Raw genomic sequence first — 25,295 nt, forward strand, 5'->3', positions numbered from 1 at the left:
CGAGATCATGAAGGCGCTCATCTGCGACGAGCCCGGCCGGCTGCGACTGGTCGAGCGGCCGGAGCCGGTGCCGGCCGCGGGCGAGGCGCTGGTGCGCGTCCGGCGCGTCGGCATCTGCGGAACGGACTTCCACATCTTCCAGGGCAAGCACCCGTTCCTGCAATATCCGCGGGTGATGGGCCATGAACTGTCCGGCACCGTCGAGCGGGCGCCGGCCGGCAGCGGTCTCGAACCGGGGCAGACCGTCTACATCGTGCCCTACCTGTCCTGCGGACGCTGCGTCGCCTGCCGCAAGGGCGTGACCAATGCCTGCCAGGCGATCAGCGTGCTCGGCGTGCATTGCGACGGCGGCATGGCGGAGCTGATCAGCGTGCCGGCGGGGAACGTCGTGCCGGTGGGCGACACGCCCCTCGACGACGCCGCCATGATCGAGTTCCTCGCCATCGGCGCCCACGGGGTGAAGCGCGGAGGCATCGGGGCGGCCGACCGCGTCCTCGTGGTCGGCTCGGGGCCGATCGGCATGTCGGCGGTGATCTTCGCCAAGGCGCGCGGCGCCCACGTCACCGTGATGGACCTGCGCGAGGACCGCCTCGACTTCACGCGCGCCGAACTCGGGGCGGACGCGCTCCTCCTCGCCGATGCCGAGGCCGAGAGCCGGGCGGAGGCCGCCACGGACGGGGATTTCTACGATTGCGTCATCGACTGCACCGGCAACCGGGCGGCGATGCAGCGCGGCTTCGGCTTCGTCGGCCATGGCGGGCGCTACGTGCTGGTGAGCGTGGTGCGCGACGACATCGTCTTCTCGGACCCCGAGTTCCACAAGCGCGAGACCTCGCTCTTCGCGAGCCGCAACGCGCAGCCGGACGACTTCGCCGAGGTGGTGGCGCAGATGCGGGCCGGCCGGGTGCCGACGCGGGCCCTGCGCACCCATCGCGGCCCCCTCGCCGAGGGGCCCGACCTCTTCCGCGACTGGCTGCGGCCGGAGGCGGGCGTCATCAAGGCGATCCTGGAGATCTGACGCGCGATGGCTCCCCGCATCCTGCGCCTGCACGAGGCCGACAACGTCGTCATCGCGGTCGAGGCGATCGCCTCCGGCGCGGTCCTGCCCGGGGGCCTCACCGTGGCCGAGCGCGTGCCCAAGGGCCACAAGCTCGCGACGGACGGGATCCGGCCCGGCGAGCCCGTCCGCAAGTTCGGCCAGGTCATCGGCTTCGCGAGCCGGCCGATCCCGCCGGGCACCTGGGTGCACGAGCACAACGTGGCGGTGCAGGATTTCGACCGCGACCACGCCTTCGCCAGCGAGGCCCGGGAGGACCGCGCCTTGCGCCCCGGCGAGGTGCCGGCGCATTTCGACGGCTTCCGGCGCCCGGGCGGCCGGGTCGGCACGCGCAACTACATCGGCATCCTGAGTTCGGTGAACTGCTCGGCGACGGTGATCGACTTCATCGCCGACGAGGTCGCCCGCTCCGGCATCCTGGCGGATCATCCCGACATCGACGGCGTCGTGCCCTTCACCCACGGCACCGGCTGCGGCATGGGCGCCAAGGGCGAGGAATTCGACCTCCTGGCCCGCACCCAGTGGGGCTATGCCAGCCACCCGAACTTCGCGGCCGTGCTGGTCGTCGGGCTCGGCTGCGAGGTGTTCCAGATCGCCCGGCTGAAGCAGGACTACGGCCTCACCGAGGGCGACCACTTCCAGAGCCTCACGATCCAGGAGACCGGCGGCACCCGCAAGGCCATCGCGGCCGGCGTCTCCCGGATCCGCGAGATGCTGCCGGCGGCGAGCCGCGTCGCCCGCGAGCCGGTGCCGGCCTCGGAACTGATCCTGGCGCTCCAGTGCGGCGGCTCGGACGGCTATTCGGGCCTCACCGCGAATCCGGCCCTCGGCGCGGCGGCGGATTGCCTCGTGCGCCAGGGCGGCACCGCGATCCTCTCCGAGACGCCCGAGATCTACGGCGCCGAGCACCTGCTCACCCGCCGGGCCGAGACTCCCGCGGTCGGGCGGAAGATCGTCGACCTGATCGAGTGGTGGAAGGCCTACGCGGCCCGGGGCGGGGGCGAACTCAACAACAACCCCTCGCCCGGCAACAAGGCCGGCGGGCTGACCACCATCCTGGAGAAGTCGCTCGGCGCCGCCGCCAAGGGCGGGACCGCGACGCTGCGGGAGGTCTACCGCTACGCCGAGCCGGTCACCGCCAAGGGCCTCGTGTTCATGGACACGCCGGGCTACGACCCGGTGGCGGCGACCGGGCAGGTGGCCGGGGGCGCCAACGTGCTCTGCTTCACGACGGGCCGGGGCTCGGCCTATGGCTGCAAGCCCACGCCCTCGATCAAGCTCGCGACGAATTCCGACCTCTACCGGCGCATGCAGGACGACATGGATCTCGATTGCGGCGACGTGCTCGACGGCGTGTCGATCGAGGAGAAGGGCCGCGAGATCTTCGAGATGATCCTGCGCGTAGCCTCCGGCGAGCGCTCGAAATCCGAGCAGCTGGGCTACGGCCGCAACGAGTTCGTGCCCTGGCAGATCGGCGCGACGATGTAGCGGGCCCGGGCGGGGCCGCCCTGGTCCGGCCATCGCGGGGGGGCGGGGCGGCGAGGGGGCCCGACGTCGGCCCGCTCTCGACAAGGCCGGCGACTTCAAGAGCCGCGGCGGGATCCTCTCTCCCGTCGCGGCATGGGACGGGCCGATGTCGGTGCGATCCGGCCTCGGCGACCGATCGGACGGCGGAACCGGCCGTCGCGGTTCAAGCCGGGCGCACCTGTCCGGGTCCGACCTGAAACCTGCTCTGGGCAGTTTTTCGAGGAATATAAAGCCGTTCTCTCATCGAATAGAGGTGCGAAGCCCCACGATGGCGTCACTTTTGACTCGATACCGTGGGCTGATCCTTGAGTCTGGAATCGTGGACAAGCTTCAGGACGACCCTGCGTATATGGGTCCGGACCTGGGACGGCGATTCGTCGCGAGGGAGAATTTCGGTCGAGGCGAGTAAATTTCCGACGTAAGACATAGCGTTTCGCTCCTCATCCTCTACGCACACTTTCCAGATTCACCTCGTCTTCTACCGGCCTCCGTAACGCACCATTCGGGACGGGATCGCCGTTGCTGCCCGAGGAGGGGGGACCGGAACCTCGAGTGTCATACAGCAACGACCTATTATGGTTTCACTGTACACCTGTCGTGTGGCAGAGATCAAGCCTCAATCCCGCTCCATCCCTCAATTCCGGGATGATCAGGCTCCGACGTCGCGGCGCCCGTTGCAATGGATCCGTGCGATCGATGTCAACGGGCGCCGGTCATGCCGCCATGATCAGTGAAGCTCCAGATGATGCGGCATCGCATGATCCTGAGCGATACCGACGAGTCCCACTTCCGGGTGGAGTTCTGCATCCTGCGGTGCATGGCCCGGTGCAGGCGGCACCGAGGATCCGGTCGGTGAGGATCCGGTCGGTGCGGAGAAGACGAGATTGCCGTCCGGGCCGATCGCGGCGTGCATGGCGCCCGGTTCGGCTTTCGCCGTGGCGTCTTGAGCCGGCGGGCCGCCCTGCACGGCCGGTGCCGGGGCGGACGGAGGGGCGCCCGCCGGCGGCACGGGCGCAGGGCCCGGCGTCTCCGTCACTCCACCCGGAGCGGCAGGCTGGGTTGCGGCCGCCGGGCCGTGATCCGCACCGGCGTCGGGCGCCTGCGGCTGGCTCGCATCGGCCGCCTTGGCCCCGATGCTCGCCGCTCCCGGCGAGGCCTCCGTTCCGGTGCCATGACCGGCGGCGCTCCCGCTCTCCGGGGCGCTGCCCTCCGCCGTGGACATGGCGACGGTCGCGGGCTGACTGGCAGCCGCGCCGTCCGCTGGCGCGTGGCTGACCGCCGAGGCCGTGGTTTCGCCGGCCGCCTCGCTCGATGGGGGCGGAGAGGCCGCGGCCGTCGCGCCGTGGCTGCCGGTGCTGTCCACGGCCGCCGCGGCCGCGCTCTGGAGGTGATCCGGGGCGGCGCTGTCCGCGTGTGAGGAACTCGCCTCCGCGCCGGCTCCGGGGCTGGCCGGGCCGTGGATGTCGGGGCCGGCGCCCTCCGCCGGGGCGGTGGGGCCGGTGACCGCGGCAGCGCTCGGGCTCTGGCCGGACGCTGCCGTGTCCGCCGGGGCGTGGCTCGCGTCCGGAGCGGGGATCTCCGCGCCCGCGTGGCTTGGTGCGTCCGAAGAGGGCGCCGTCGAACTGCTGCCCGGGCTGGTGCTCTCCAGGGGCGTCGAGGTGCTCTCGACCGCGGGCTGGCTTGGGCCCTGGCCGGACGCGACCGGATCCGCTGGCGTGTGGTTCGCCTCCGAGACAGGGGCCGCGGCGCCCCCCGGGGCAGCCGAGGATGCCGCCTCGGGGCCGTGTGTGCCAGAGCCGGTGTTCTCCACCGGGGAGTGAGCGCCGCTGCCAGCAGGCTGGCTCTGGCTCGGGCCGGACGCAGCCGCATCCGGGGAATGGCTCGCCTCCGGCGTGACGATCCCGGAACTCGCCGGCGTCGCCGGTGGGGCCGCCGGACCGTGACCGCTCGAGCCGGCGTTCTCCACCGCTGCCGAGGTGCCGCTGACCGTCGATTGGCCGTGGCTCTGACCGGAGGCGGCTGCATCCGCCGCCGTATGGCTCGTAGCCGGGGCGCTCGGTTCGATGCCGGCCGGGTTCGGCGCCGGCGCAGTGACGGCCGGGCCGGGCCTGTCGGCGCTCACGCTCTCCACCGAAGTGGGCGTGCCGTCGAGCGCGGATGGGCCCTGACCCGCCGCTGCCCTGTCCGCCGCTGCGTGGTTCGCCTCCGGCGCGCTCGCGTCGCTGCCGGCGGGGCTGTGCGGTGCCGCCGCCGCTGCCGGGCTGGCGCCGGCACTCGCTACCGACCCGTGGCTCCCCTCCGCGGCGCTGGTCGCGGCGCTGGCTTGGCTCGGCGTTGCCGAGGCCGGCGGATTGCTGGTGTTGCCCGAACTGGCGCTCTCCACCGGCGTGGCGGCGCTGCCGATCGCGGGTTGGCCCTGACTGGCCGCCGCCGTGTCCGTCGACGCGTGATTCGCCCCCGGCGCGTCGCTCACCGGGCTCGCGGCGGACGATGAAGCCGCCGGGGTGGCGGCGCTGCCGGCTGCGGAGGGGCCTTGGCTCTGGCCCGCCGCGGTCGTGTCGGCCGGTGTGTGGCTCGCCTCCGCGCCGGTCGCGGCGCTCGTCGGGCTCGCGGCGGACGATGAGTCCGCCGGGGCGGCCGCGCTGCTGACGGAGCCTTGGCTCTGGCCCGCCGCGGCCGTGTCGGCCGGCATGTGGCTCGCCTCTGCGCTGGTCGCGGGGCCCGCCGGGCTCGGCGTCGGCGCGGTGGCCGCCGGGCTGCTGGTGCTGGACGTGGTGCTCTCCACCGGCGGGGCGGCGCTGCCGGTCGCGGCCGGGCTTGAGCTGGACGCCGTCGTGTCCGTCGACGCGTGGCCCGTCTCCGCGGCGCTGGTCGCGGGGCTCGCCGTGGACGACGAAGCGGTCGACGGGCTGCTGCCGGCGCTGTCCGTCGGCGCGGCGGTGCTCGCGGGTGCGGGCTGGCTCTGCCCGGAGGTCGCGCCGTCCGCGGCCGGCTGGCTCGCGGGCGATGCCGTGGCTTCGGCGGCCGCCGCACTCGACGGCTGCGAAGAGGCGGCCGTCGCCTCGTGGGTGACCGAGCCGGCGGCGTTCGCGGGCTTTGCCGCGACGGCGGCCTTGGCGTGGTCCGGGGCGGCGCTGGTGCCGGTGCTCGCCGGGGACGCGGAGACCGTCGCCGGGCCGTCGTTGCCCGAGCCGGCGCCCGTCGCCGCCGCGGACGCGACCGCGCTCGGGCCGTGATCCGCTGTCGCGGCGTCCGCCTTCGGGGCGCTCGCCTCGGACAGGGAGGCGGTCGTCTGGATCGGCGTCGCCGAGGACACGGACGCCACCAGGACGAGGGCCTTCGAGACGGCGGCGGAGGCCGTCTCGGCCAAGCCGACGACCCCGCTCTGGCTCGTGCCCGAACTGCCGGCGGGCGACGCGGCGCCGGTCCCCTGAAGGCTGCTCGCTTCCGCGACGGCACTCGACGGCAGGGCCGGGAGGCTCGCCTTCATCGGGGCGGAACCATCGAGGCCGGTGGCCGATGCATCGCTCTTGGCGGCGCCGGAATCGGCCGGACTGACGACCTCGACGCTCTTGCTCTCGGACACGACGGGCAGCTTGACCTTATCGAGGCGCGCATCGGCCGCGATCGCCATGATCGGTGTCGCGGTGACCTGGATCGCCGATTGCGTGGTCACCGTATGCTGGAGCTTGGATACCGCGTCGTCGTCCGAGACGGTCGATGGGGATGTCGCCGACGGCGAGGCCGTCGTCGTGGAGGCCACCGTCGCGGAGGCCGTCGTCGTCGAGGCCGCCGATGGGGACGGGGCGGACGCCGACGCGGCTGACGAGGCCGAGGACGTCGATGAAGCCGACGAGGCCGAAGGAGCCGACGCGGTGGATGACGCCGAGGCGCCGGCCTGCTTCACCTCGCTGCTGCCGTCCGAGGCGACCGACGACGTTTCCTCGGGGCGGCGCTCGCTCGACGGGTGGTCGGACGTCGAGCGGGCGTGTCCCGTCTCGACGTTCCTGAAGTGCCTGGCACCGTCGAGCCTCAGGCCTGCGAGCTGCTCGGCCGCGGGCAGCTTCAGGGATTCGAACCCCTCGAAGCCGGAATCGGGCCGGCTCTGGTGGATCGCCCCGGCGTGATCCGTCCCTTGGGGCATCGCGTCCTTCGGCCCCTGACGCTCCATGGCGGGGGGGGCGGGGGAGGCGGGCTGAGCGGACGGCTCCGCCGCGCGGCCGCTGCCCGCGGCCGGAACCGCCGGCAGCACGACGTCCCCCTGCGTCATGTGGTCCGCCGTGTGGCTCATCGGCCCGGTCGGGGGCAGGTCGGGATCCGTCCGCAGGCCCAGCTCGTCGACCGCGGCCGTGTGCGCGGCGAACAGCATCGCCGAGAGCACGATCGCCTCGACCTGCCGGCGATGGTCGCCCTGCTCGTGCGCCTCGCCCGAACTGCGCGGCTCCACCATCCGCACGGGGGCCGCCGGCCCGGCCTGACCGCCGCCGGCCGCGGGCATCGGCGGCACGGGTCCGCTCGGCTCCATCGAATCGACCGCCCTGGCGAAGGCGTCCTCGGGAGACAGGTTCAGCGCCGCGGCCGCGACCAGCGCGGTCAGCAGGGCGGCCGGATGCAGAACGAGCTTGCCGCGCGCGCCGGTCTCGGCCTGCGGGATGGGCAGGAGCGTCGGGTACTGGGTCGAGATCTGATTGAGGAGGCTGCGGAAGTCGGGACCGCGCATCGGATGGTCCAGCGCCTCGGAGGCCACGACGTAGCTGCCGTCGATCCGGGCGAAATGCATGATCGTGTCGCCGTCCGGCCGGCAGAACACGAACCAGGGATCGCCCTCGTCGCTCAGGCCCTGCTCGGTGGTGACCCGCATCCCGGCCCGGATCAGGGCGGCCTCCACCCGGTAGAATTCGGCAAGCTCCTGCTGCGACCAGTCTCCCTGGGTCGTCGGAGCAGGGCGGAAGAAGGAGATGACCGCACCCATATCAACCTTCCTCCCCTGGATCCGCGTGATCACTCGGCGGGCGTGCCGCGGCGCGGGATCCGCGCCTCCTGCTGTCGATGGGCCGCGGATTCCCGCCGGGGCACCGCAGGGCCTGCTCGCGCGATCGGCTCAGCGCTCATGGAAGGCCCGTCCCATGGCGTCGAAGAAGGGCGAGACCATGTAGTCGACCACCGTCCGCTCGCCCGCGGAGACGATGATCTCGGCCGGCAGCCCCGCCAGCAGGCGGTGCTTGACCTCCGCCGGGACCTGGCGCTCGTCGATCTCGACGATCCCGGCGAAGTAGGCCTGCTTGGTGGTGTCGTCGATCAGCCGGTCCCGGGACACCGTCTTGAGCGTCCCGAGGATCGTCGGGGTCCGGCGCGTCTGGAAGGTCGGGAACTTGACCTCCGCCTTCATCCCCGCATGGACGGCCTCCAGGTCGTTGGGCGAGAACTGGACGCTGACCACGAGCCTGTCGTTGGTCGGGACGATCTCCATCAGCGCCTCGCCCGACCGGATCACCTGCCCGATCGTATAGACCTTCAGCCCCTGGACGACACCGCTATGCGAGGCGCGGATCTCGTGCCGCCGCAGCACGTCCTGCGCGACGAGGAGCTTCTCGCGCAGTTCCGCGATCTTCTGGCGCGTCTCCAGGAGCTGGGCGCTGACGGTCTCCTGCAGCTTCTGCTTGATCTGCGTGATCTGCATCCCGGCTTCGCCGATGGCGTTCTCGGCCTTGGCCGTCTCCGCGACCGAGCGTCCGATCACGCCCTGGAGCCGCGTGCGCTCGCGCTCCATGACGAGCAGCCGCGAGAGCGGGATCAGGTTCTTCTCGCGCAGGCTGCGCAGGCCGCCGAGTTCCTCGTCGATGAACGCCACCTGCGCCTCGACCGAGGCCTTCTCGACCGCGAGCCCCACCATCTCGGTCTGCATCTGCTTGACGCGCGCCGCGATGAGGTCGAGCTGGGATTGCAGGGACTTGCGCCGCTCCGCGAGCTGGTTGGTCTGGTCCCGGATGGTGCGGGCGATCGCCGGCTCCTCGCGCCGCGCCACGATGTCCGGCGGCAGCTCCAGCTCGCTCGTCAGGTCCTGCTCGGCGCGCAGGCGCGCCTCCAGGATGAGGGCGGCGTCGAGCTGGGTTCTGAACAGATCCGCGCTCGCGCGGGATTGCAGGGGATCGATGCGCAGGAGGACGTCGCCCTCGCGGACGCTCTGGCCATCCCGCACCAGCACCTCCGAGACCATCCCGCCCTCGAAATGCTGGACGACCTTCCGGCTGTTCTCCGCAATGATGATTCCGGGGCTGATGACGGCGCGATCCAGGCGAATGACGCAGGCCCAGCTGCCCATGACCCCGAAGGTCGCGGCGATGAGCGCGTAGCCCGCGATCGCGTATCGCCGCCAGCCGGTCAGCTCGGCCACGTCCCGCCGTCCGGCATCCGCGCGCGGCTCTCCGAGGTGGGGCGGCAGGGCGGCCGGCAGGGTTCTGAGGGATCCCGTCGCCATGGCTCAACCCGCTGCGGCGCGCGGCCGGTCGAGGAGCCGGCGGTCGACGGCCGCGTCCGAACCCGCCGCCGGCCCGGCGGGCGGGACGGGCCTCGGGCCGGTCACCTGCGCCAGGATCTGCTCCGCCGTGCCGAAGGCCTGGACGCAGCCGCCATTCATCACCAGCACGTGGTCGGCTTCGGCGAGGATGCTGAGCTTGTGGGTGACGAGGACCACCGTCGCTCCCTGCCGCCGCAGCTCCGACACCGCGTCCATCAGGGCGGCCTCGCCGGCTTGGTCGAGGCTCGCATTGGGCTCGTCGAGCACGACGAGGCTCGGGTTGCCGTACATGGCCCGGGCGAGCGCGATGCGCTGCCGCTGCCCGCCCGACAGGCCGTGCCCGCCGGGCCCGATCCGGGTGTTGTAGCCGTCCGGCAGGCCCTGGATGAGCGCGTGGCAGCCGGCCCGCTGCGCCACCGCGATGATCGCGGCCTCGTCCTCGACGGCGAAGCGCGCGATGTTCTGCGCCACGGTGCCGTCGAACAGTTCCACGTCCTGCGGCAGGTATCCGACATGGCGGCCGAGCGCCTGCGGGTCCCAGTGCCCGAGCTCGGAGCCGTCGATCCGCACCGTGCCGCCGAGGAGCGGCCACACCCCCGTGAGCGCCCGCGCCAGGGTCGATTTCCCCGCCGCGCTGGGACCGATCACGCCGACGACGCTTCCCGGCTCCAGCCGCAGGCTGACGCCGTGCAGGATCGGCGCCGTGCTGCCGGGCGCCGCCACGACCACGTTCTCGGCCTCGATCCGCCCCTGCGGCCGCGGGAGATCCATCCGGTGCGGCTCGGACCCGGCGACCGAGACCAGATCGGCCAGGCGGCGATAGCTGGCGCGGGCCGCGGTGAAGCCCTTCCAGTTCGCGATCATCAGCTCGATGGGCGCCAGCGCGCGGCCGATGATGATCGAGGCGGCGATCATCGACCCCGCGGAGATCTCCCGGTGGATGGCCAGATAGGCGCCGAGGCCCAGGATCATCGTCTGCAGGAAGGTGCGGACGAACTTCGTCGTGGCGACGATCATGCTGGCCCGGTCGCTCGCATGGGCCTGGAGCAGCAGCACCTCGTCGTGGCGCCGCCGCCAGAGCGCGCGCAGGGCGGCGTGCATGCCCATGGACCGGACCACGTCGGCGTTCCGGACGCTCGCGCGCGCCTGCTGGCCGGCGGCGGCGGAGGCCCGGCCCGCCGCATCGAGCGCGCGGCGCGTCGCGACCTCGTTGACGAGGGTCAGCCCGAGGATCACCGACCCGCCCGCCACCGCCATCCACCCGAACCAGGGATGCAGGACGAAGCAGGCGAGGAGGAAGATCGGGGTCCAGGGCGCGTCGCAGAAGGCCAGGAGGCCGCTGCCCGTCAGGAATTCGCGCAGGGTCTCCACGTCGCGCAGGGCCGTCTCCTGGCCCGTGGCGGGCCGGCGCAGGAGGCTGCGATGCAGCGCGTCGTAGATCGGCCCCGCGATCCGCTGGTCGAAGACCATGCCGCTGCGGACCAGGATGCGCGAGCGCAGCATCTCGAGGACGGCGTAGACGGCGAGGGCGAAGGCGGCGATGAGGGTGATGCCGAACAGGGTCGCCTCGTTCCGGCTCGACAGCACCCTGTCGTAAATCTGCAGCATGTAAAGGGGACTAACAAAAAGCAGAATATTGATGAAGAAGCTGAATATGAAGGCGGTGGCGAGCATCGGCCGCATCGACCGAATGCCATTTTGAAGTGTGGACGAGGCTCCGCTGCCGGTCATGAGCATGTCTCGCCATGGGATTGCCGCTGGGGCAACAACACCCAATCATATTGGAGCATTCCAGGATACCCCTATATTGATTCTGCAGCAACCCTATTGCCGATCTAGCGCTCGTCGACGGACTCGTTCAGATCATCGTGGTGCAATTTCAGATTTCGTGCGGCGTGCTCCTCGGCGGTGAGCCGCATCGGCTCCGGCATGGCGCAGCCGATGATAAGGCATATTAGATTCAATCCAAGCGATGCTATACCGATGAGCGCGGTTGTCTCATCCGAATGTTGTAGACACGGCCCGGCCGATCGGCCTATATGCATGTTGCTGTATAGGCCGGAAACAGGCCGTGCGAGCTCGCAGGAGGGCGCCGTCATCGTGTATGCCCATCACCAGCGCTTGGACTCGGAGGAAGTCCAGGAACTGCGCCGAGAAGGCGGGCGGTACCTGAAGGAGTTGCGCGAAGCGCGCGGCCTCTCCCAGCGACAGCTCGCGGCCTTGATCGGAGCCGAGTACTACACCTTCATCTCCCAGCTCGAGACCGGCCGCGGCCGCATTCCGCCGGACCGGTATCGCGTCTGGGCGGAGGCGTTGGATGTCGACGTCCGGCTTTTCGTCCAGACCCTGATGCGCTTCTACGATCCGATGACGCACGAGATCCTGTTCGAGACGGAGACGGCCGCGGAAGCCTGACATCGCGCGGGGGCCCCGGGCGCCCGATCCGGAGCATCGTCCGAGACGACCGTTCGTGTCGGCCTCGACCCTCGGTCGGAGGGCCGCCGAGACGATCGGATCGCGCGGTCTCCGGGAGCCCGTCCGACGGCTCTCGGCCCTTGGACGCTCTCCATCCCGTCCTCGACCTCATCCTGACGGGCTGGGCGATCGACGCTCGCGCGGCCTCTCATACGGTTTCCGGATGATCGCTTCGCGATGCGGAAACCGGCCTCGCTCAGGCGCCGCGCGGGCTCGTGATACGGTTTCCGAAAGTGATCGTCCGGAAACCGTATCAGGAGGGCTCCCGACGTCTCCGTGCTTTCCGGAGACCGGGGTGGAGGACGGGCCGAGAGGGCTCCGGCGGGCCCGTGACCGGCCGGAATCCTCCCTCGAAATTGCCACCGATAATGGCAGTTATCGTCCGGAATATCCGACCCGGGGCGGCGCTCACCGGGCCCGCTGGAGCCGGACGACGGCCCGGTCGAGCGCTCCCAGGAAGGCCGACCGGTCCTTGGCGGCGAAGGGCCTGGAGCCGCCCGTGACGAGCCCGGCCTCGCGCAGATCCTGCATCAGGTTGCGGGTCGCGAGCGCCATCCCGATCGAGGCCTCCGAGAATGCCTTGCCCGTGGGGCCGAGCACCGTCGCGCCCGCCTTCACGCAGCGGCTGGCCAGGGGCACGTCGGCCGTGACGACGATCGCCCGCGGTCCCGCCCGCTCGGCGATCCAGTCATCCGCCGCATCGAAGCTGCCGGGAACCACGACGCGCTCGATCCAGCTCTCCCGCGGCAGGTTCATGAAGGCGTTGGCGACCACGAGGACGTGCAGCCCGTAGCGCCCTGCGACCCGGTAGACCTCGTCCTTCACCGGGCAGGCATCGGCGTCGATGAAGATGGTGATCGGGTCGGGCTGGCTCATGGGGTCCGTCTTACGGGTCGGCCGGGTCGTGCGCCAGCCGGCCGCTCACCCCGGGACGAGGGAGCTGACGCGGCGGTGCCGGGCAGGCTATGAGCGGGACCCGACAATGTCTTCCATCGGTATGCCGCATCCTCCCCCGCCGTTCGACGGTCCCGAGACTGATCCTGCAAGCGCATCGGGGGCCGGTGCCTTCCTCGACCCGCCTCCGGTGGACGGTTTCGACGATATCGTTCGGTTGGCCACCCGGCTCTGTGCCGCGCCGATGGCGCAGGTCGCCTTGATCGAAGGCGGCTGGGTGGAGGCCGGGCGGGACGGCGCCGGCGCGGCGGACGATCTGCTGGTGGTGCCTGATCTCGGCCGCGACCCGCGCACGCGGAGCCACCCGCGCGTCGCCGGGGAGCCGCGCCTGCGCTTCTATGCGGGGGCGGCCCTGCGCATGCCCGAGGGGCCGGTGATCGGGCGCCTGGGTGTGTTCGACACCGCGCCCCGGCCCCAGGGACTGACGGCGGCCGAGGCGAGCGGCTTGCGGGCGCTCGCCCGCCAGGTGGTGGGCCAGCTCGAGATCCGCCGCGCCATCGCGGCGCGCGACGCGGCCGGGGGCAGCCCGGTCCGCCGGCAGGGCGTGCGGGAGCCCCTCGACCCCTCCCCATCGGGCGGCACGGGCGAGGCCCTGCGCGCGGCCGAGGCCGACCTGCGCCGGGCCCAGGAGGCCGGCGGCATCGGCCTGTTCTCGGTCGGCATCGACGACGGCATCCTCGTCCCGACGCCGGAATTCTGCCGCCTCTACGGCATGCCCGAGCGGGCGAGCTACCCGGCCGCCGTCTTCGAGCGGCTGGTCATCCCCGAGGATCGCCACTTGGTCTCGACGGCGGAATCCCGCCGCCGCGGCGAGCCGCCCCGCGACGTCGCCTACCGCATCCGCCGTCCCGATACCGGCGCGGTGCGCTGGATCGCCCGCAAGGGCGAGATCGAGCGGGATGCGCAGGGGCGCCCGGTCCGGTTCGTGGGCGTGGCGCGCGACATCACGGCGGAGCGGCAGGCGGGGGACGCGCTCGCCCGCAGCGAGCAGCGCTACCGCGCCCTGTTCGAGGCCATCGACGACGGCTTCTGCATCATCGAGTTCCTGGACGGCCCGCACGGTCCCTTGAGCGACTACGTGCATGTCGAGGCCAATCCGGGCTACGCGCGGCACACCGGCATCCCGGACATCGTCGGCCGGCGGCTGCGGGAGATCGCCCCCCTGGAGGCGGACGGGTGGGCCGAGCTCTACGGCGGCGTGCTGCGCACCGGCACGCCCATCCGGTTCGAGCGCGACTTCATCGCCGCGGGGCGCTGCATCGAGGTCTCCGCCGCGCGGATCGAGCCCCCGAGCCGGCGCCAGGTCTCCGTGCTGTTCCGGGACATCACGGCGCGTAAGGCGGCGGAGGCCGCCCTGCGCGCGAGCGAGGAGCAGTTCCGCGTCTTCGCCCAAGTGGTGCCGAGCCATGTCTGGGCGGCGCGGCCGGACGGCCGCCTGTACTGGTTCAACGCGCAGGTCCACGCCTATACCGGCCTCGATGCGGGCGACCTCGACGGGGCGACGACCTGGGGCCGGGTCGTGCATCCCGACGACCTGCCGGCGGCGTTGGCGGCGTGGTCCCGCTCGCTGGGGAGCGGGGCGGTCTACGAGGTCGAGTTCCGCATCCGCCGCACGGACGGCGTCTATCGCTGGTTCCTCGTCCGGGCGGAGCCCATCCGAGACGCGGACGGCGCGGTCACCGGCTGGGTCGGCACCAACACCGACATCGAGGAGCGCAGGCAGCAGGCCGCCTTCCTGGAGGCGGAGGTGGAGCGGCGCACGCGCGACCGCGACCGGATCTGGCGGCTCTCCACCGACGTGATGCTCGTTGCCGATTTCGAGGGGCGGATCACGGCGCTCAATCCCGCCTGGACCTCCCTGCTCGGCTGGCCGGCCGAGGCGATGCTCGGCGAGAACTTCCTCGATCTCGTCCATCCCGAGGATGGTGCGGCGACCCTCGCGGAGGTCGGCAAGCTCGCTGCCGGGCAGACGACCCTGCGCTTCGAGAACCGCTACCGGCATAGGGACGGCAGCTACCGCTGGCTGTCCTGGACGGCGGTTCCGCACGAGCAGCTCATCCACGCGATCGGCCGCGACGTGCAGGGCGAGAAGGAGGCCGCCGAGGCCCTCGCCAAGACCGAGGAGGCGTTGCGGCAGGCGCAGAAGATGGAGGCGGTGGGCCAGCTCACCGGCGGCATCGCCCACGACTTCAACAACCTGCTCACCGGCATCATCGGCAGCCTGGAGCTTCTGAGCACGCGCATCGCCCAGGGGCGGCTCAAGGATGTCGAGCGCTACACCACCGCCGCGCAGGGGGCAGCCAGGCGGGCGGCCGCCCTCACCCACCGCCTGCTGGCCTTCTCGCGCCGGCAGACCCTCGACCCGAAGCCCACCGACGTGAACCGGCTGGTCGCCGGCATGGAGGATCTGATCCGCCGCACGGTCGGCCCCGAGGTCGCCATCGAGGTGGTCGGCACCGCGGGCCTGTGGCCGACGCTGGTCGATCCCAACCAGCTCGAGAACGCGCTCCTCAACCTGTGCATCAATGCCCGCGACGCGATGCCGGAGGGCGGGCGCATCACCATCGAGACCGCCAACCGCTGGTTCGAGCCGCGGATCGCCCGGGAGCGGGACCTGGAGCCCGGCCAGTACGTGTCCCTCTGCGTGTCCGATACCGGCACCGGCATGACGTCCGAGGTGATCGCCAAGGCCTTCGAGCCGTTCTTCACCACCAAACCCCTCGGCGAGGGCACCGGGCTCGGCCTGTCGATGATCTACGGCTTCGTCCGCCAGTCGGGCGGGCAGGTGCGGATCTATTCCGAGGTCGGCCAGGGCACGAATGTCTGCCTCTATCTGCCGCGCCATCTCGGCGAGGCCCCGCCCGCCGACCCGTCCCAGGACCTTGCCGAGGCGCCCCGCGCCGTGGTGGGCGAGACCGTCCTGGTCGTGGACGACGAGCCCACCGTGCGCATGCTGGTGGGCGAGGTGCTGGAGGAACTCGGCTACGCTGCGATCGAGGCGGTCGACGGCGCCTCCGGCCTGACGATCCTGCAATCCGACGTGCGGATCGATCTCCTGGTCACCGATGTGGGCCTGCCCGGCGGCATGAACGGCCGCCAGATGGCCGATGCCGCCCGCGTGAGCCGGCCGGATCTGAAGGTGCTGTTCATCACCGGCTACGCCGAGAACGCGGTGGTCAGCCACGGGCATCTCGCGCCGGGGATGCACGTGATGACCAAGCCCTTCGCGATGGAGGCGCTCGCCGTGCGCATCCGCGACCTCATCGCCGGGCCCTGAACGGCGAGGCGCTCCGTCACCCGCGGGCCGCCCCGGCTTGTCCACATCGCCGCGCCCGTCATCCGGCAGAGCGGTGATCGAAAAGCCACAATCGCAAGCGCTGATCATCAATCGAAAAAAGGCCGAAAAGGTCATGTCTTTAAATTAGAATAATAAAAATTCCGAAACAAAGCGCTTGCATTCACTCTATCAATGTAGCCATTCGGACAACGGACATAGGCCGATCGATCTAGCCTTTCGGCCGCAGCCTCATCCGAAGTGAGCAATACAATGCAATGCGCCGCGTCACTGCGTTCCGGACGTAACGGCAACCGTCATGCCTGGTTGTATACGACGGCAGTGACAAGTCTCTTCCTCATCTCCGGACATAGCCTGCCCGCCGGGGCGCAAGACGCGAGCGAGGTCGCGCTCGACACGATCAACGTCGAGGGAGCCGAGCTGAAGCCCAATGCGGCGGGCACGCAGCTGGGCGGCGCCCGCGGCCCGGTGCCGGGCTACGTGGCGTCCCGGAGCGTGGTCGGTACCAAGACCGATACGCCGCTCATCGAGACGGCCCAGTCGATCTCCGTGATCGGCCGCCAGCAGATCGAGGACCAGAACGCGCTCACGATCAACCAGGCGCTGCGCTACACGCCGAGCGTCACGACGGAACAGCGCGGCGGCGCGGGCGCCTCCCGCCTCGAGCAGTTCTTGATCCGCGGCTTCACCGCGCCGGTCTACGTCGACGGCCTGCGCCTGCCCACCAGCCGCGACGCCTTCCCCTCCGTCGACCCGTACCGGATCGAGCGCATCGACGTCATCAAGGGCCCGGCTTCGGTCCTGTACGGGCAGGCCGGTCCGGGCGGCATCGTCAATCTCGTCTCCAAGGTCCCGCAATTCGTCCGCCACGGCGAGGTCTTCGTCCAGGGCGGCGGCTACGGCGAGGTGCGCGGCGGCTTCGACATCGGCGGCCCGATCGCCACGGAGGCGGAACTGCCCGGGAGCGAGCAATTCGCCTACCGCCTGGTCGGGTTCGGCTGGAACGGCGACGCCCAGGCCGTGACGACGCGGGTCGAGCGGGCCTTCATCGCGCCGAGCCTCACGTGGCGGCCCTCCGCCGACACCTCGCTCACCCTGCTCGGCGTCTACCAGCGCGATCCGTTCTCGGGCTTCTACGGCGGCTTCCCGGCGGTCGGCACCCTGTTCCCGCGCAATTTCGGCAATGGCCGCATCGGCTTCCTGCCGTCGAACTTCTACGACGGCGACCGCAGCACCGAGCAGTCGGACCGGACGCAGGCCTCGATCACCTACATCTTCGACCACCGCTTCAACGACAGCTTCCGGTTCCACTCCGCCGGCCGCTACCTGAGTTCCGACGGGCAGTACCGGAGCGTCTACAGCGCCTTCAACGCCAGCAACGGTCCTTTCGCCACCGGCCCGCTGCTCTCCCGCTCGCGCGGCGGCTCGGACGTCGAGATCGACGCCTTCACGATCGACAACTACTTCGAGGCCAAGTTCGACACCGGCATCTTCAGCCACACGGCGCTCCTGGGCGTCGACCACCAGACCATCCGCACGCGGACCTTCGCGACCCCGTTCCCGAGCGCGCCCTCGCTCAACATCCTGGCGCCGAACTACGACATGAACATCGGGATTCCGGCCTATACGTCGGAGGCCCGCATCAGCGCCGAGCAGACCGGCGTCTACCTGCAGGATCAGGTGAAGTTCGACCGCCTCGTCCTGACGCTGGGCGGACGCTACGACGTCGCCCGCCAGTCGGGCCCGACCCGCACCCTCGCGACCGGCGCCGTCGCGACGCAGGACGTCCCCGCCGATGCCATGACCTATCGGGCGAGCCTGCTCTACCTGTTCGACAGCGGCGTCGCCCCCTACGTGTCCTACAGCGAGGCCTTCGAGCCGATCACCAACAGCCGCATCTTCGATCCCGCCTTCGGGAGCACGGGGCGCATCCCCGACCCGATCTCCAGCCGGCAATACGAGGCGGGCATCAAGTACCAGCCCCCCGGCACCGACATCCTGCTCACCGCGGCGGCCTTCGACATCAAGCGCTCGAACGCCCTGAACGCGGATCCGGCCAATCCCGGCTTCAGCCTCCAGACCGGCGAGGTCGGCGTGCAGGGCGTCGAGTTCGAGGCGCGCGCCACCCTGGCCGAGGGGCTGAGCCTGGTCGGCGGCGTCTCCTTCCTCGACGCCCGCAACACCCGCGACGCCAGCACGACGCTGAACGCGCTCACCAACCAGCCGGTGCCGCTCGTCGGCCGCGGCCCGATCCAGGTGCCGGACAAGACCGCCTCGCTGTTCGTCGATTACCGCATCCAGTCGGGCCCCCTTCTCGGCCTCGGCCTGGGCGGCGGCCTGCGCTATCTCGGGTCCTCCTGGGGCGATCCGGCCAACACCTTCCGGGTGCCCGAGAGCCTGCTCGTCGACGCCATGGTGCGCTACGACCTCAAGCACCTCGACGCCTCGCTCACCGGCTTCGATCTCCAGATCAATGCCCAGAACCTGCTCGACGAGCGCTACGTGACCGGCTGCCTCGACTATTCGGGCTGCTATTACGGCCCGTCGCGCACGGTCTATGCGACGCTGCGCTATCGCTGGTAGGGATCGGGCATGACCGACCAAGCCTCCACCCGGGCGGATCTCCGCGCCTGCGCCGCCGTGGCGGGACGGATCCTGCTCGCCGCCGGCGGCGGCTACGGGATCGCCGCCCTGGCGACGGCGCTCCTGTCGCTCACCCTTCCGCTCGCCCGGGCGGAGGCGGTCACGGCGGCGACGCTGCTCAGCTTCGCCGTCATGATCGGGGTGGTGGTGTTCGTCTTCGCGGCGCGCTCGCTCCTGCGGGCATTCGTCGGGGTTGGGGCGGCCGGCCTCGTCCTCGGCGCGCTCCTCTGGATCGTCATGTCCGACGCGACGGGGATCGCCGCATGAGGAAGGGGTTCCGCCAATCCATGGCCTGGCTGCACACGTGGTCGGGCCTCGTCGTCGGCTGGGTGCTGTTCTCGGTGTTCGTCACCGGCACGGCGAGCTACTACCGGCCCGAGATCAACCGCTGGATGCAGCCCGAGCTGCGGCAGGAGGCGGCGATCGGGCCGGAGGCCCTCGCGAAGGCGGCCGACCTCGCCGTCGCCCACCTGCAGGCGCAGGCCGGCGCGGCGCGCACGTGGTTCATCACCCTGCCCCAGCCCGAGCGGCCGCTGATCGAGCTGTTCTGGCGCACGCGGCCCGGCACGCCCCCGGGCCGGGCGGTGCTCGATCCGAACACCGGCGAGCCGGCCGCCCTGCGCGACACCAAGGGCGGCGACTTCTTCTACCGGTTCCACTTCGAGCTGCACCTGCCCCCCCTCTGGGGACGCTGGATCGTCGGCATCTGCGCGATGATCATGCTGATCGCGCTCGTGAGCGGCATCATCACCCACCGGCGCATCATCGCGGACTTCTTCACCCTGCGCCGGGACAAGGCGGCGCAGCGCGGCTGGCTCGACGCGCACAACGTCGCCGGCGTGCTGGGTCTGCCGTTCCACCTGATGATCACCTACACGGGCGTCGTCACCCTCGCCCTGATGTACATGCCCTGGGGCGTCACCGCCGCCTACAAGGGCGACATGCAGACCTTCTTCGCCGAATCCGGCCAAGTCACCCGGCCGCGCCCGCCCGCCGGCCGCCCCGGCACCCTGGCGCCGGTCGGGCCGATGGTGCGGCAGGCGATCGCGACGATCCCGCAGCCCCTCGAACGGCTGACCATCGTCAACCCGCGGGACGCGAACGCCACCGTGGTGGCCGTGTTCGAGGAGCCGCACGGCCTCTCGCACGAGCACCCGCAGGTCGCCTTCGACGGGACGACCGGCGCGGTCGTCGAGGTGCGCGCAGGGGGCCTGCGCCCCGCCGCCAAGACCTTCACCACCATGGTCGGCCTGCACGAGGCGCATTTCGCCGGTCCCGCCCTGCGCGTGCTGTTCTTCCTGTGCGGGCTGATGGGCTGCGCCATGGTGGCGAGCGGCCTCGTGCTCTGGACGGTCGCGCGGCTGCCGAAGGCCGGGCAGGCGCCGGGCCCGGGATGGCGCCTCGTCCACAGCCTGAACGTCGGCACCGTGGCCGGCCTGCCGGCCTCGGTGGCGGCCTATTTCCTGGCGAACCGGCTCCTGCCGCTCGATCTCGCCGGGCGGGCGGAATGGGAGATCTGGGCCTTCTTCGGCACCTGGATCGCCACCACCCTGGCGGCGGGCCTGCCGCCGCCGCGGCAGGCCTGGAGCGGGGCGATGCGCCTCGTAGCCGCCCTCTTCGCCGCCGCCGCGGTGGCGGATGTCGCGCTGGTCGGGGCCTCCTCCGCCGAGCCCCTCCGGTATCTCGCCTTCGATGCCGCGCTCCTGGCCCTGGCCGCGGCCTTCGCCGTCATCGCCCGCAAGGTCGCCCGCTACGAAGGGCCCCGCCGGCGTCGCGGCGAGGCCTCCCGCCCGATCCTCGACCCGGCCCCGCACCGGGACGACACCGGACATTTCGGACGCGCATGACCCCCGTCGTTCTCCTCGCGAATCTCGGCCTGGGCTTCCTCGGCCTGAGCGCGCTGTGCTTCAGCATGGGCCGGCACCACGCCGCCGCCTTCGAGCGCCCCCTCGATCCGCGGCGGGCCCTGCGGCTGCGGGCCCTCGGCTGGGGCCTGATCGCCCTCTCGCTCGCGGCGGCGATCCTGTTCGAGGGTTGGAATTTCGGCCCGGTCCAGTGGCTCGGCTCGCTGAGCGGCGCCGGTCTCGCCCTGATCGTCACCCTGTCCTACCGGCCGCGCGCGCCCTGGTGCGCCGCCGTGCTCGACGCGCTGCTGCGGCTCACCGCCCTTCCCCCGCTCCGGGCGGAGCGGCGGGCGGGGCGGGCTTGCGACCAGCTCACCCGCCCGTCGTAGGGGCGGGGAAGCGCTTGGCGAACCAGTCCCGCAGGAGCGCGCGCTCGTAATACAGGCCGCCGCCCGAGAAGCGCGGGTTGGCGCCGAGCAGGAAGTTGATGTCGCTGATCGTCTCCTCCCCCTGCCGGACAACCTGCCGGCCGCGCCGCAGCCCATAGGCGAGGCGGATGCGGGGCGGCGTCGCGTCCGTGACGACGCGGATCCCCGTCGGCGCGCCGAGGCCCGGCCGCTCGAAGCCGGCGAGGTCGATGTCGAGGACGGTCAGGTCGAGGCTCTCGCCCGGGCGCAGGCGGGCCCGTCCGAGTTCCTCCAGGATGCGGGTCATCTCGGCGAGCGTCGCCCGCAGCGACAGGCCGGAGCCGAACATGGTCTGGGCATCGGTGAAGCGCTCGGGCGCGACGTAGCGCACCCGGACCTGCTGCGCGGCGGCGGGGCCGGCGCCGAGAAGCCCAGCGGCGACCGCCAGGCACCGGACGGCGTGCAGAGTTCCGATCATGGAGCCCCCTCGGTGATCATCCCCGGGGAGATAGGGCGGCGCGGGTCCGGCTCCTCTCCGGACATCCGGGCGCGCTTGCGCCACAGCTTCCTGTCTGGATTGACAGACAGGAAGCTGTGCGCATAACCATACAGGAGACGGTCCTGTCCCGGTGATGCGCGCCTCGGCCGAGGCGAGGGCCGAGGCAAGACGCGAGCCAGGGAGCACGGGATGGCGGCGGCCATCGAACCCCACAAGGCGCGCCGGCTCTACCTCCTGCTGCGGGACCGCATCGCAGGGGGACGGCTCGCGCTGGGGGCGCGCCTGCCGGGCGAGCCGGCGCTCGCCGCCGAGCACGGGCTCTCGCGGGCCACCGTGCGGCGCGCCCTCGACCTCCTGGCGAGCGAGGGGCTGGTCGAGCGGCGAGCGGGGTCGGGCACCTTCGTGCGCGAGGCGGGCGCGGCCCGGCCCGTGGTCGCCGACCTGCCCAACCTCCTTTCCGGCCTGATCCAGATGGGCCGCGCCACCGGCGTGAAGCTGCTGTCCTTCGCCTACGAGCCGGCCTCCCCGGCGATCGCCGAGGCGCTGGTGCTGGAGCCGGGCGAGCGGGTGCAGCGCTCCGTGCGCGTGCGCCTCATCGACGGGAAGCCGTTCTCCTATCTCACGACGCACGTGCCCGAGCGGGTCGGCCTGTCCTACTCGGAGGCGGACCTCGCGGCGACGCCGCTGCTCGAACTCATGGAGCGCTCCGGCGTCGTCGCCGCGCGGGCCACCCAGGCCATCACCGCGACGCTCGCCGGCCCCGAGGCCGCCTCCGCCCTCGGCCTCGATCTCGGCGCGCCGGTCATCGACCTCACCCGGGTCGTCTACGACCCGGCCGGGCGGGGCGTGGAGCACCTGCACGCCCTCTACCGGCCCGACCGCTACGCCCTGCGCATGGACCTCGTCCGCACCGGCGAGGCGGGCGAGCGGCACTGGGCGCCCGCCGCGCCACCGCCCTCGCCGCCCGGGACCGCCCGCGCGGCCACCCAGAGGAGATCCGCCCGATGACGTCGCCCGCCCTCGCGCCCACCCGCCGCAGCCTGCTCGCGGGCGGAGCGGCCGCCGTCTCCCTCGTGGCGAGGCCGGCGGTCCTGCGGGCGGAAGGACCGGTGGTGAAGCTCGGCATCATCCAGCCGCTGACCGGGGCGCTCGCCAATGACGGCGATCTCGGGCGGCTCGGCGCGGAACTCGCCATCGCGGACATCAACGCGGCCGGGGGCCTGAAGGCCCTCGGCGGCGCCCGGATCGAGGCGGTGATCGCCGACAACCGCTCGAACCCGGAGGCCGCCGCCCAGGAGACCGAGCGGCTGGCGGGCGAGGGCGTCGCGGCGGTGGTGGGCGGCTTCGGCAGCGGGCTCTGCGCCACCGCCACCCAGGCCGCCGCCCGCTACGACCTGCCCTACATGATCGACGTGGGCGTCGCCGACCAGCTCACCCAGCGGGGCCTGAAGAACACCTTCCGGTTCGCCCCGAGCTTCAGCATGGTGACGCGGAGCGCCCTCGACCGCCTCGTCGCCCTCAACGCCGGGGCCGGCAAGCCCGCCCGCACCGTCGTCATCGTGCACGAGGACGGCCTGTTCGGCTCCGGCCTCGCCAAGCTGCTGCAGGCCGAGCTGCCCAAGCTCGGCTTCGAGATCCTGGAGACCATCGCGCATCCGACGCCCGCGCGCGACATGGCGAACGTGGTGCTGCGCATCCGCTCGCTCCAGCCCGACCTCGTGATCCCGTCGCATTACTACGGCGAGTTCGTGCTGATGGCCCGCACGCTCCTCCAGCAGCGGGTGAGGCCGAAGGGCATCTACGCGATCCTCGGCGGGGCCGCGTCGAGCCTGCGCTTCGTCAAGGAGTTCCCGCAGGCCGCCGAGGGCGTGATGGACTGCAACCACTGGCCCGATCCGAGGAACCCGCTCTCGGCGGAGCTGCGCCGCCGCACCGAGGGCACCGGCCGCGCCTTCGCCTACAACGTGCCGCTCAACTACTCGGCGGTGCGCCTGATCGCCGAGGCGATCGAGCAGGCCGGCGCGCCCGACCGCCGCAGGATCATCGACGTGCTCGCGACGGGGGAGTTCGGCAGCGGCGTCATGCCCTACGGCCGGTCGCGCTTCGCGGACGGGCAGAACGCCAGCGCCCTGCCCCTCAACACCCAGGTCCAGGGCGGCGACGTGAAGGTGATCGCGCCCGACGCCTTCGCCGAGGCGAAGCCCGTCTTCCCGCTCAAGGCCTGAGACCCCGTGTACGCGCCCCAGATCCTGATCGAGGCGGCCCTGAACGGGCTGATGACGGGAGCGGTCTACGCCCTCGTCGCGCTGGGGCTCACCCTCGTCTACGGGGTCTTGCACATCATCAACTTCGCCCACGGGGCGCTCCTCACCTGCGCGATGTTCGCGGTCTGGGGCGCCTTCGCGTGGTTCGGCGTGAACCCCTACGCGGCGATGCTCGCCGTGGTGCCGCTGATGTTCGCGGCCGGCTACGGGCTCCAGCGGGCGGTGATCGGCCCGGCGAGCCACGGGCGCGACGACAACATCCTGCTCGTCACGCTCGGCCTCTCGATCATCCTGGAGAACGGGCTGCTCGCCATCTTCCGCTCGGACACCCGCACGCTCGATTCGGCGGCGGCCCTCGACGTGGTGGAGGTCGGCCCGCTCCTCCTCTCCGCGCCGCGGCTCATCGGCTTCGTCACCGCGCTCGCCGTCACGGCCCTGCTCTGGCTCCTCCTCAACCGGACGGATCTCGGCCGGGCGATCCGGGCCGTCGCCCGGGAGAAGCTCGGCAGCCGCCTCGTCGGCATCGACGTCGACCATGTCTACGCCGTCACCTTCGGGCTCGGCTGCGCCTGCCTCGGCGTCGCGGCCTGCCTCCTGATGCCGACCTTCTACGTCACGCCGCGCTCGGGGGCGGCCTTCGTCCTCGTCGCCTTCACCATCGTCGTCCTCGGCGGCATGGGCTCGATCGGCGGCGCCCTCGTCGGCGGGCTCCTCATCGGCGTGGTCGAGAGCCTGTCCGGCCTCTTCCTCGGCGACAGCCTCGGCCAGCTCGGCATCTTCCTGATCTTCATCCTGGTCCTGCTGGTGCGCCCGACCGGCCTGTTCGGAGGGCGCGGATGAGCCTGCGCGATCTCGCACCCCTGGCCGCCGTGCTCGGCCTGCTCGCCGCCCTGCCCTTCCTGGTGCTGCCGGGCAGCGCCCTCAACTTCCTCGTCACGACGCTGATCATCGCGCTCGCCGGCCTCGGCTGGAACGTGCTCGGCGGCTTCGGCGGCCAGTTCTCCTTCGGGCACGCCGCCTTCTTCGGCACCGGCGCCTACGCCACCGCGGTGCTCCAGACGACCTTCGGCTGGAACGCCTGGGCCGCGGCGGGGGCGGGGATCGGCCTCGGCACCCTCGCCGGCCTCGTCATCGGGGCCCTGAGCTTCCGGGCGGGCCTGCGCGGCTCCTACTTCGCCCTGGTGACGCTCGCCTTCGCGGAGGTGCTGCGCATCCTGGCGAACGCCGCCGATCTCACGGGGGGCGCCGCGGGGCTGCTGCTGCGCCTCCAGCCCGGCGTCGCCCATCTCCAGTTCGCCGACCGGCGCCACTTCTACCTCCTCGTCGTGGCGGTCCTGGGCCTCGCCCTCCTCGCTTGCCGCTGGCTCGAACGCTCGCGCTTCGGCGCCCATCTGGTGGCCGTGCGCGAGAACGAGGAGGCGGCCCGGGCCCTCGGCGTCGACGCGCTCAAGGTCAAGCTCGGCGCCATCGCGCTCTCGGCGGCGATCACGGCCGCCGCAGGCTGCCTCTACGTGCAGTATTTCCTCTACGTCGATGCGGGCGTCGCCTACGGCACCTGGATCTCCGTCGAGGCGCTGCTCGCCCCGATCGTCGGGGGCATCGGCACCGCCTTCGGGCCGCTCATCGGCGCCCTCGCCCTCCAGGGTCTCGGCGAGGCGACCAAGGGGATCGCGGGTGGCGTGCCGGGCGTCGATCTCGTGGCCTTCGGGGCCTGCCTCGTCGCGGTCATCGCCTTCGCGCCGCAGGGGCTGATCGGGCTGGCGCGGCGGCGCCCCGCCCGGAAGCGGGCGACGAAGCCGGCGGGAGCCTGACG

General features: G+C 71.9%; 17 protein-coding genes. 12 read left to right on the plus strand and 5 right to left on the minus strand.

From position 1 onward, the window contains the following. The first annotated feature begins 7 nt into the window (after nucleotides 1–7). Both ACE101_RS10275 and ACE101_RS10280 read left to right on the plus strand, forming a co-directional pair. Nucleotides 8–1,018, plus strand: a complete 1,011-nt coding sequence (locus tag ACE101_RS10275) for a zinc-binding alcohol dehydrogenase family protein (protein WP_379128755.1) — start codon at nucleotides 8–10, stop codon at nucleotides 1,016–1,018. Nucleotides 1,019–1,024: 6 nt separating this feature from the next. Continuing rightward, nucleotides 1,025–2,545: a UxaA family hydrolase gene (locus tag ACE101_RS10280; RefSeq protein WP_379128758.1), complete on the plus strand. Its 1,521-nt coding sequence runs from the start codon at nucleotides 1,025–1,027 to the stop codon at nucleotides 2,543–2,545. A 766-nt stretch (nucleotides 2,546–3,311) separates the two neighbouring features. Here ACE101_RS10280 and ACE101_RS10285 read toward each other — a convergent pair. The 3 genes from ACE101_RS10285 to ACE101_RS10295 all read right to left on the minus strand — a co-directional run bounded on the left by ACE101_RS10285 (nucleotide 3,312) and on the right by ACE101_RS10295 (nucleotide 10,832). Beyond that, on the minus strand, nucleotides 3,312–7,556 hold the full coding sequence (locus ACE101_RS10285) for a hypothetical protein (RefSeq protein WP_379128760.1): 4,245 nt from the start codon (nucleotides 7,554–7,556) through the stop codon (nucleotides 3,312–3,314). A 129-nt stretch (nucleotides 7,557–7,685) separates the two neighbouring features. Then, nucleotides 7,686–9,062 carry an HlyD family type I secretion periplasmic adaptor subunit gene (locus tag ACE101_RS10290; RefSeq protein WP_379128762.1) on the minus strand — a complete coding sequence of 459 codons (1,377 nt, stop codon included), beginning with the start codon at nucleotides 9,060–9,062 and terminating at the stop codon, nucleotides 7,686–7,688. A 3-nt stretch (nucleotides 9,063–9,065) separates the two neighbouring features. Then, a complete protein-coding gene (locus ACE101_RS10295) occupies nucleotides 9,066–10,832 on the minus strand; it encodes a type I secretion system permease/ATPase (protein WP_379128764.1) in 1,767 nt (588 codons plus the stop codon). A 369-nt stretch (nucleotides 10,833–11,201) separates the two neighbouring features. Here ACE101_RS10295 and ACE101_RS10300 point away from each other — a divergent pair, with 369 nt between their 5' ends. Then, a complete protein-coding gene (locus ACE101_RS10300; RefSeq protein ID WP_379128766.1) occupies nucleotides 11,202–11,516 on the plus strand; it encodes a helix-turn-helix domain-containing protein in 315 nt (104 codons plus the stop codon). 468 nt (nucleotides 11,517–11,984) lie between these two features. Here ACE101_RS10300 and ACE101_RS10305 read toward each other — a convergent pair whose 3' ends face one another. After that, nucleotides 11,985–12,452 carry a YaiI/YqxD family protein gene (locus ACE101_RS10305; protein ID WP_379128769.1) on the minus strand — a complete coding sequence of 156 codons (468 nt, stop codon included), beginning with the start codon at nucleotides 12,450–12,452 and terminating at the stop codon, nucleotides 11,985–11,987. 235 nt (nucleotides 12,453–12,687) lie between these two features. Between ACE101_RS10305 and ACE101_RS10310 the strand changes: the two genes are divergently transcribed. The 5 genes from ACE101_RS10310 to ACE101_RS10330 all read left to right on the plus strand — a co-directional run bounded on the left by ACE101_RS10310 (nucleotide 12,688) and on the right by ACE101_RS10330 (nucleotide 20,701). Beyond that, complete coding sequence (locus ACE101_RS10310) at nucleotides 12,688–15,807, plus strand: hybrid sensor histidine kinase/response regulator (protein ID WP_379128772.1); 3,120 nt, start codon at nucleotides 12,688–12,690, stop codon at nucleotides 15,805–15,807. A 270-nt stretch (nucleotides 15,808–16,077) separates the two neighbouring features. Continuing rightward, entirely contained in the window at nucleotides 16,078–18,408 is a 2,331-nt protein-coding gene (locus ACE101_RS10315) for a TonB-dependent siderophore receptor (protein WP_379138583.1), read from the plus strand. Nucleotides 18,409–18,417: 9 nt separating this feature from the next. Further along, nucleotides 18,418–18,735 carry an iron transporter gene (locus ACE101_RS10320; protein ID WP_379128775.1) on the plus strand — a complete coding sequence of 106 codons (318 nt, stop codon included), beginning with the start codon at nucleotides 18,418–18,420 and terminating at the stop codon, nucleotides 18,733–18,735. Then, nucleotides 18,732–20,315: a PepSY-associated TM helix domain-containing protein gene (locus ACE101_RS10325; protein ID WP_379128777.1), complete on the plus strand. Its 1,584-nt coding sequence runs from the start codon at nucleotides 18,732–18,734 to the stop codon at nucleotides 20,313–20,315. The genes ACE101_RS10320 and ACE101_RS10325 overlap by 4 nt, the downstream gene beginning before the upstream one ends. After that, nucleotides 20,312–20,701, plus strand: a complete 390-nt coding sequence (locus tag ACE101_RS10330; protein ID WP_379128779.1) for a DUF3325 domain-containing protein — start codon at nucleotides 20,312–20,314, stop codon at nucleotides 20,699–20,701. The genes ACE101_RS10325 and ACE101_RS10330 overlap by 4 nt, the downstream gene beginning before the upstream one ends. Here the strand turns inward: ACE101_RS10330 and ACE101_RS10335 are convergent. After that, nucleotides 20,685–21,197 (minus strand): DUF3016 domain-containing protein, encoded by a 513-nt coding sequence (locus ACE101_RS10335; protein WP_379128781.1) that lies wholly within the window; start codon nucleotides 21,195–21,197, stop codon nucleotides 20,685–20,687. The two genes, ACE101_RS10330 and ACE101_RS10335, sit on opposite strands and share 17 nt — an antisense overlap. 210 nt (nucleotides 21,198–21,407) lie before the next feature. On the opposite strand from ACE101_RS10335, the gene ACE101_RS10340 reads away from it, so the two are divergent. From ACE101_RS10340 to ACE101_RS10355, 4 genes are read left to right on the plus strand one after another with little or no spacing between them, the layout of a single operon-like run. After that, nucleotides 21,408–22,226: a GntR family transcriptional regulator gene (locus tag ACE101_RS10340; protein ID WP_379128783.1), complete on the plus strand. Its 819-nt coding sequence runs from the start codon at nucleotides 21,408–21,410 to the stop codon at nucleotides 22,224–22,226. After that, nucleotides 22,223–23,443 carry an ABC transporter substrate-binding protein gene (locus ACE101_RS10345; protein ID WP_379128786.1) on the plus strand — a complete coding sequence of 407 codons (1,221 nt, stop codon included), beginning with the start codon at nucleotides 22,223–22,225 and terminating at the stop codon, nucleotides 23,441–23,443. Before ACE101_RS10340 ends, ACE101_RS10345 begins: the two co-directional genes overlap by 4 nt. Before the next feature lie 6 nt (nucleotides 23,444–23,449). Next, a complete protein-coding gene (locus tag ACE101_RS10350) occupies nucleotides 23,450–24,322 on the plus strand; it encodes a branched-chain amino acid ABC transporter permease (protein ID WP_379128788.1) in 873 nt (290 codons plus the stop codon). After that, a complete protein-coding gene (locus tag ACE101_RS10355; RefSeq protein ID WP_379128790.1) occupies nucleotides 24,319–25,293 on the plus strand; it encodes a branched-chain amino acid ABC transporter permease in 975 nt (324 codons plus the stop codon). The genes ACE101_RS10350 and ACE101_RS10355 overlap by 4 nt, the downstream gene beginning before the upstream one ends. Nucleotides 25,294–25,295: the final 2 nt, after the last annotated feature.

It is taken from the genome of Methylobacterium carpenticola (assembly GCF_042748905.1).
GTDB lineage: Bacteria > Pseudomonadota > Alphaproteobacteria > Rhizobiales > Beijerinckiaceae > Methylobacterium > Methylobacterium carpenticola.

Bases quoted from the DNA above. Each gene is read 5' to 3' on its own strand.
- ACE101_RS10335 (WP_379128781.1), bottom strand. From the start codon at position 21,197: ATGATCGGAACTCTGCACGCCGTCCGGTGCCTGGCGGTCGCCGCTGGG.
- ACE101_RS10305 (WP_379128769.1), bottom strand. From the start codon at position 12,452: ATGAGCCAGCCCGACCCGATCACCATCTTCATCGACGCCGATGCCTGC.
- ACE101_RS10340 (WP_379128783.1), top strand. From the start codon at position 21,408: ATGGCGGCGGCCATCGAACCCCACAAGGCGCGCCGGCTCTACCTCCTG.
- ACE101_RS10315 (WP_379138583.1), top strand. From the start codon at position 16,078: ATGCAATGCGCCGCGTCACTGCGTTCCGGACGTAACGGCAACCGTCAT.
- ACE101_RS10355 (WP_379128790.1), top strand. From the start codon at position 24,319: ATGAGCCTGCGCGATCTCGCACCCCTGGCCGCCGTGCTCGGCCTGCTC.
- ACE101_RS10320 (WP_379128775.1), top strand. From the start codon at position 18,418: ATGACCGACCAAGCCTCCACCCGGGCGGATCTCCGCGCCTGCGCCGCC.
- ACE101_RS10285 (WP_379128760.1), bottom strand. From the start codon at position 7,556: ATGGGTGCGGTCATCTCCTTCTTCCGCCCTGCTCCGACGACCCAGGGA.
- ACE101_RS10275 (WP_379128755.1), top strand. From the start codon at position 8: ATGAAGGCGCTCATCTGCGACGAGCCCGGCCGGCTGCGACTGGTCGAG.
- ACE101_RS10280 (WP_379128758.1), top strand. From the start codon at position 1,025: ATGGCTCCCCGCATCCTGCGCCTGCACGAGGCCGACAACGTCGTCATC.
- ACE101_RS10295 (WP_379128764.1), bottom strand. From the start codon at position 10,832: ATGACCGGCAGCGGAGCCTCGTCCACACTTCAAAATGGCATTCGGTCG.
- ACE101_RS10345 (WP_379128786.1), top strand. From the start codon at position 22,223: ATGACGTCGCCCGCCCTCGCGCCCACCCGCCGCAGCCTGCTCGCGGGC.
- ACE101_RS10325 (WP_379128777.1), top strand. From the start codon at position 18,732: ATGAGGAAGGGGTTCCGCCAATCCATGGCCTGGCTGCACACGTGGTCG.
- ACE101_RS10290 (WP_379128762.1), bottom strand. From the start codon at position 9,062: ATGGCGACGGGATCCCTCAGAACCCTGCCGGCCGCCCTGCCGCCCCAC.
- ACE101_RS10330 (WP_379128779.1), top strand. From the start codon at position 20,312: ATGACCCCCGTCGTTCTCCTCGCGAATCTCGGCCTGGGCTTCCTCGGC.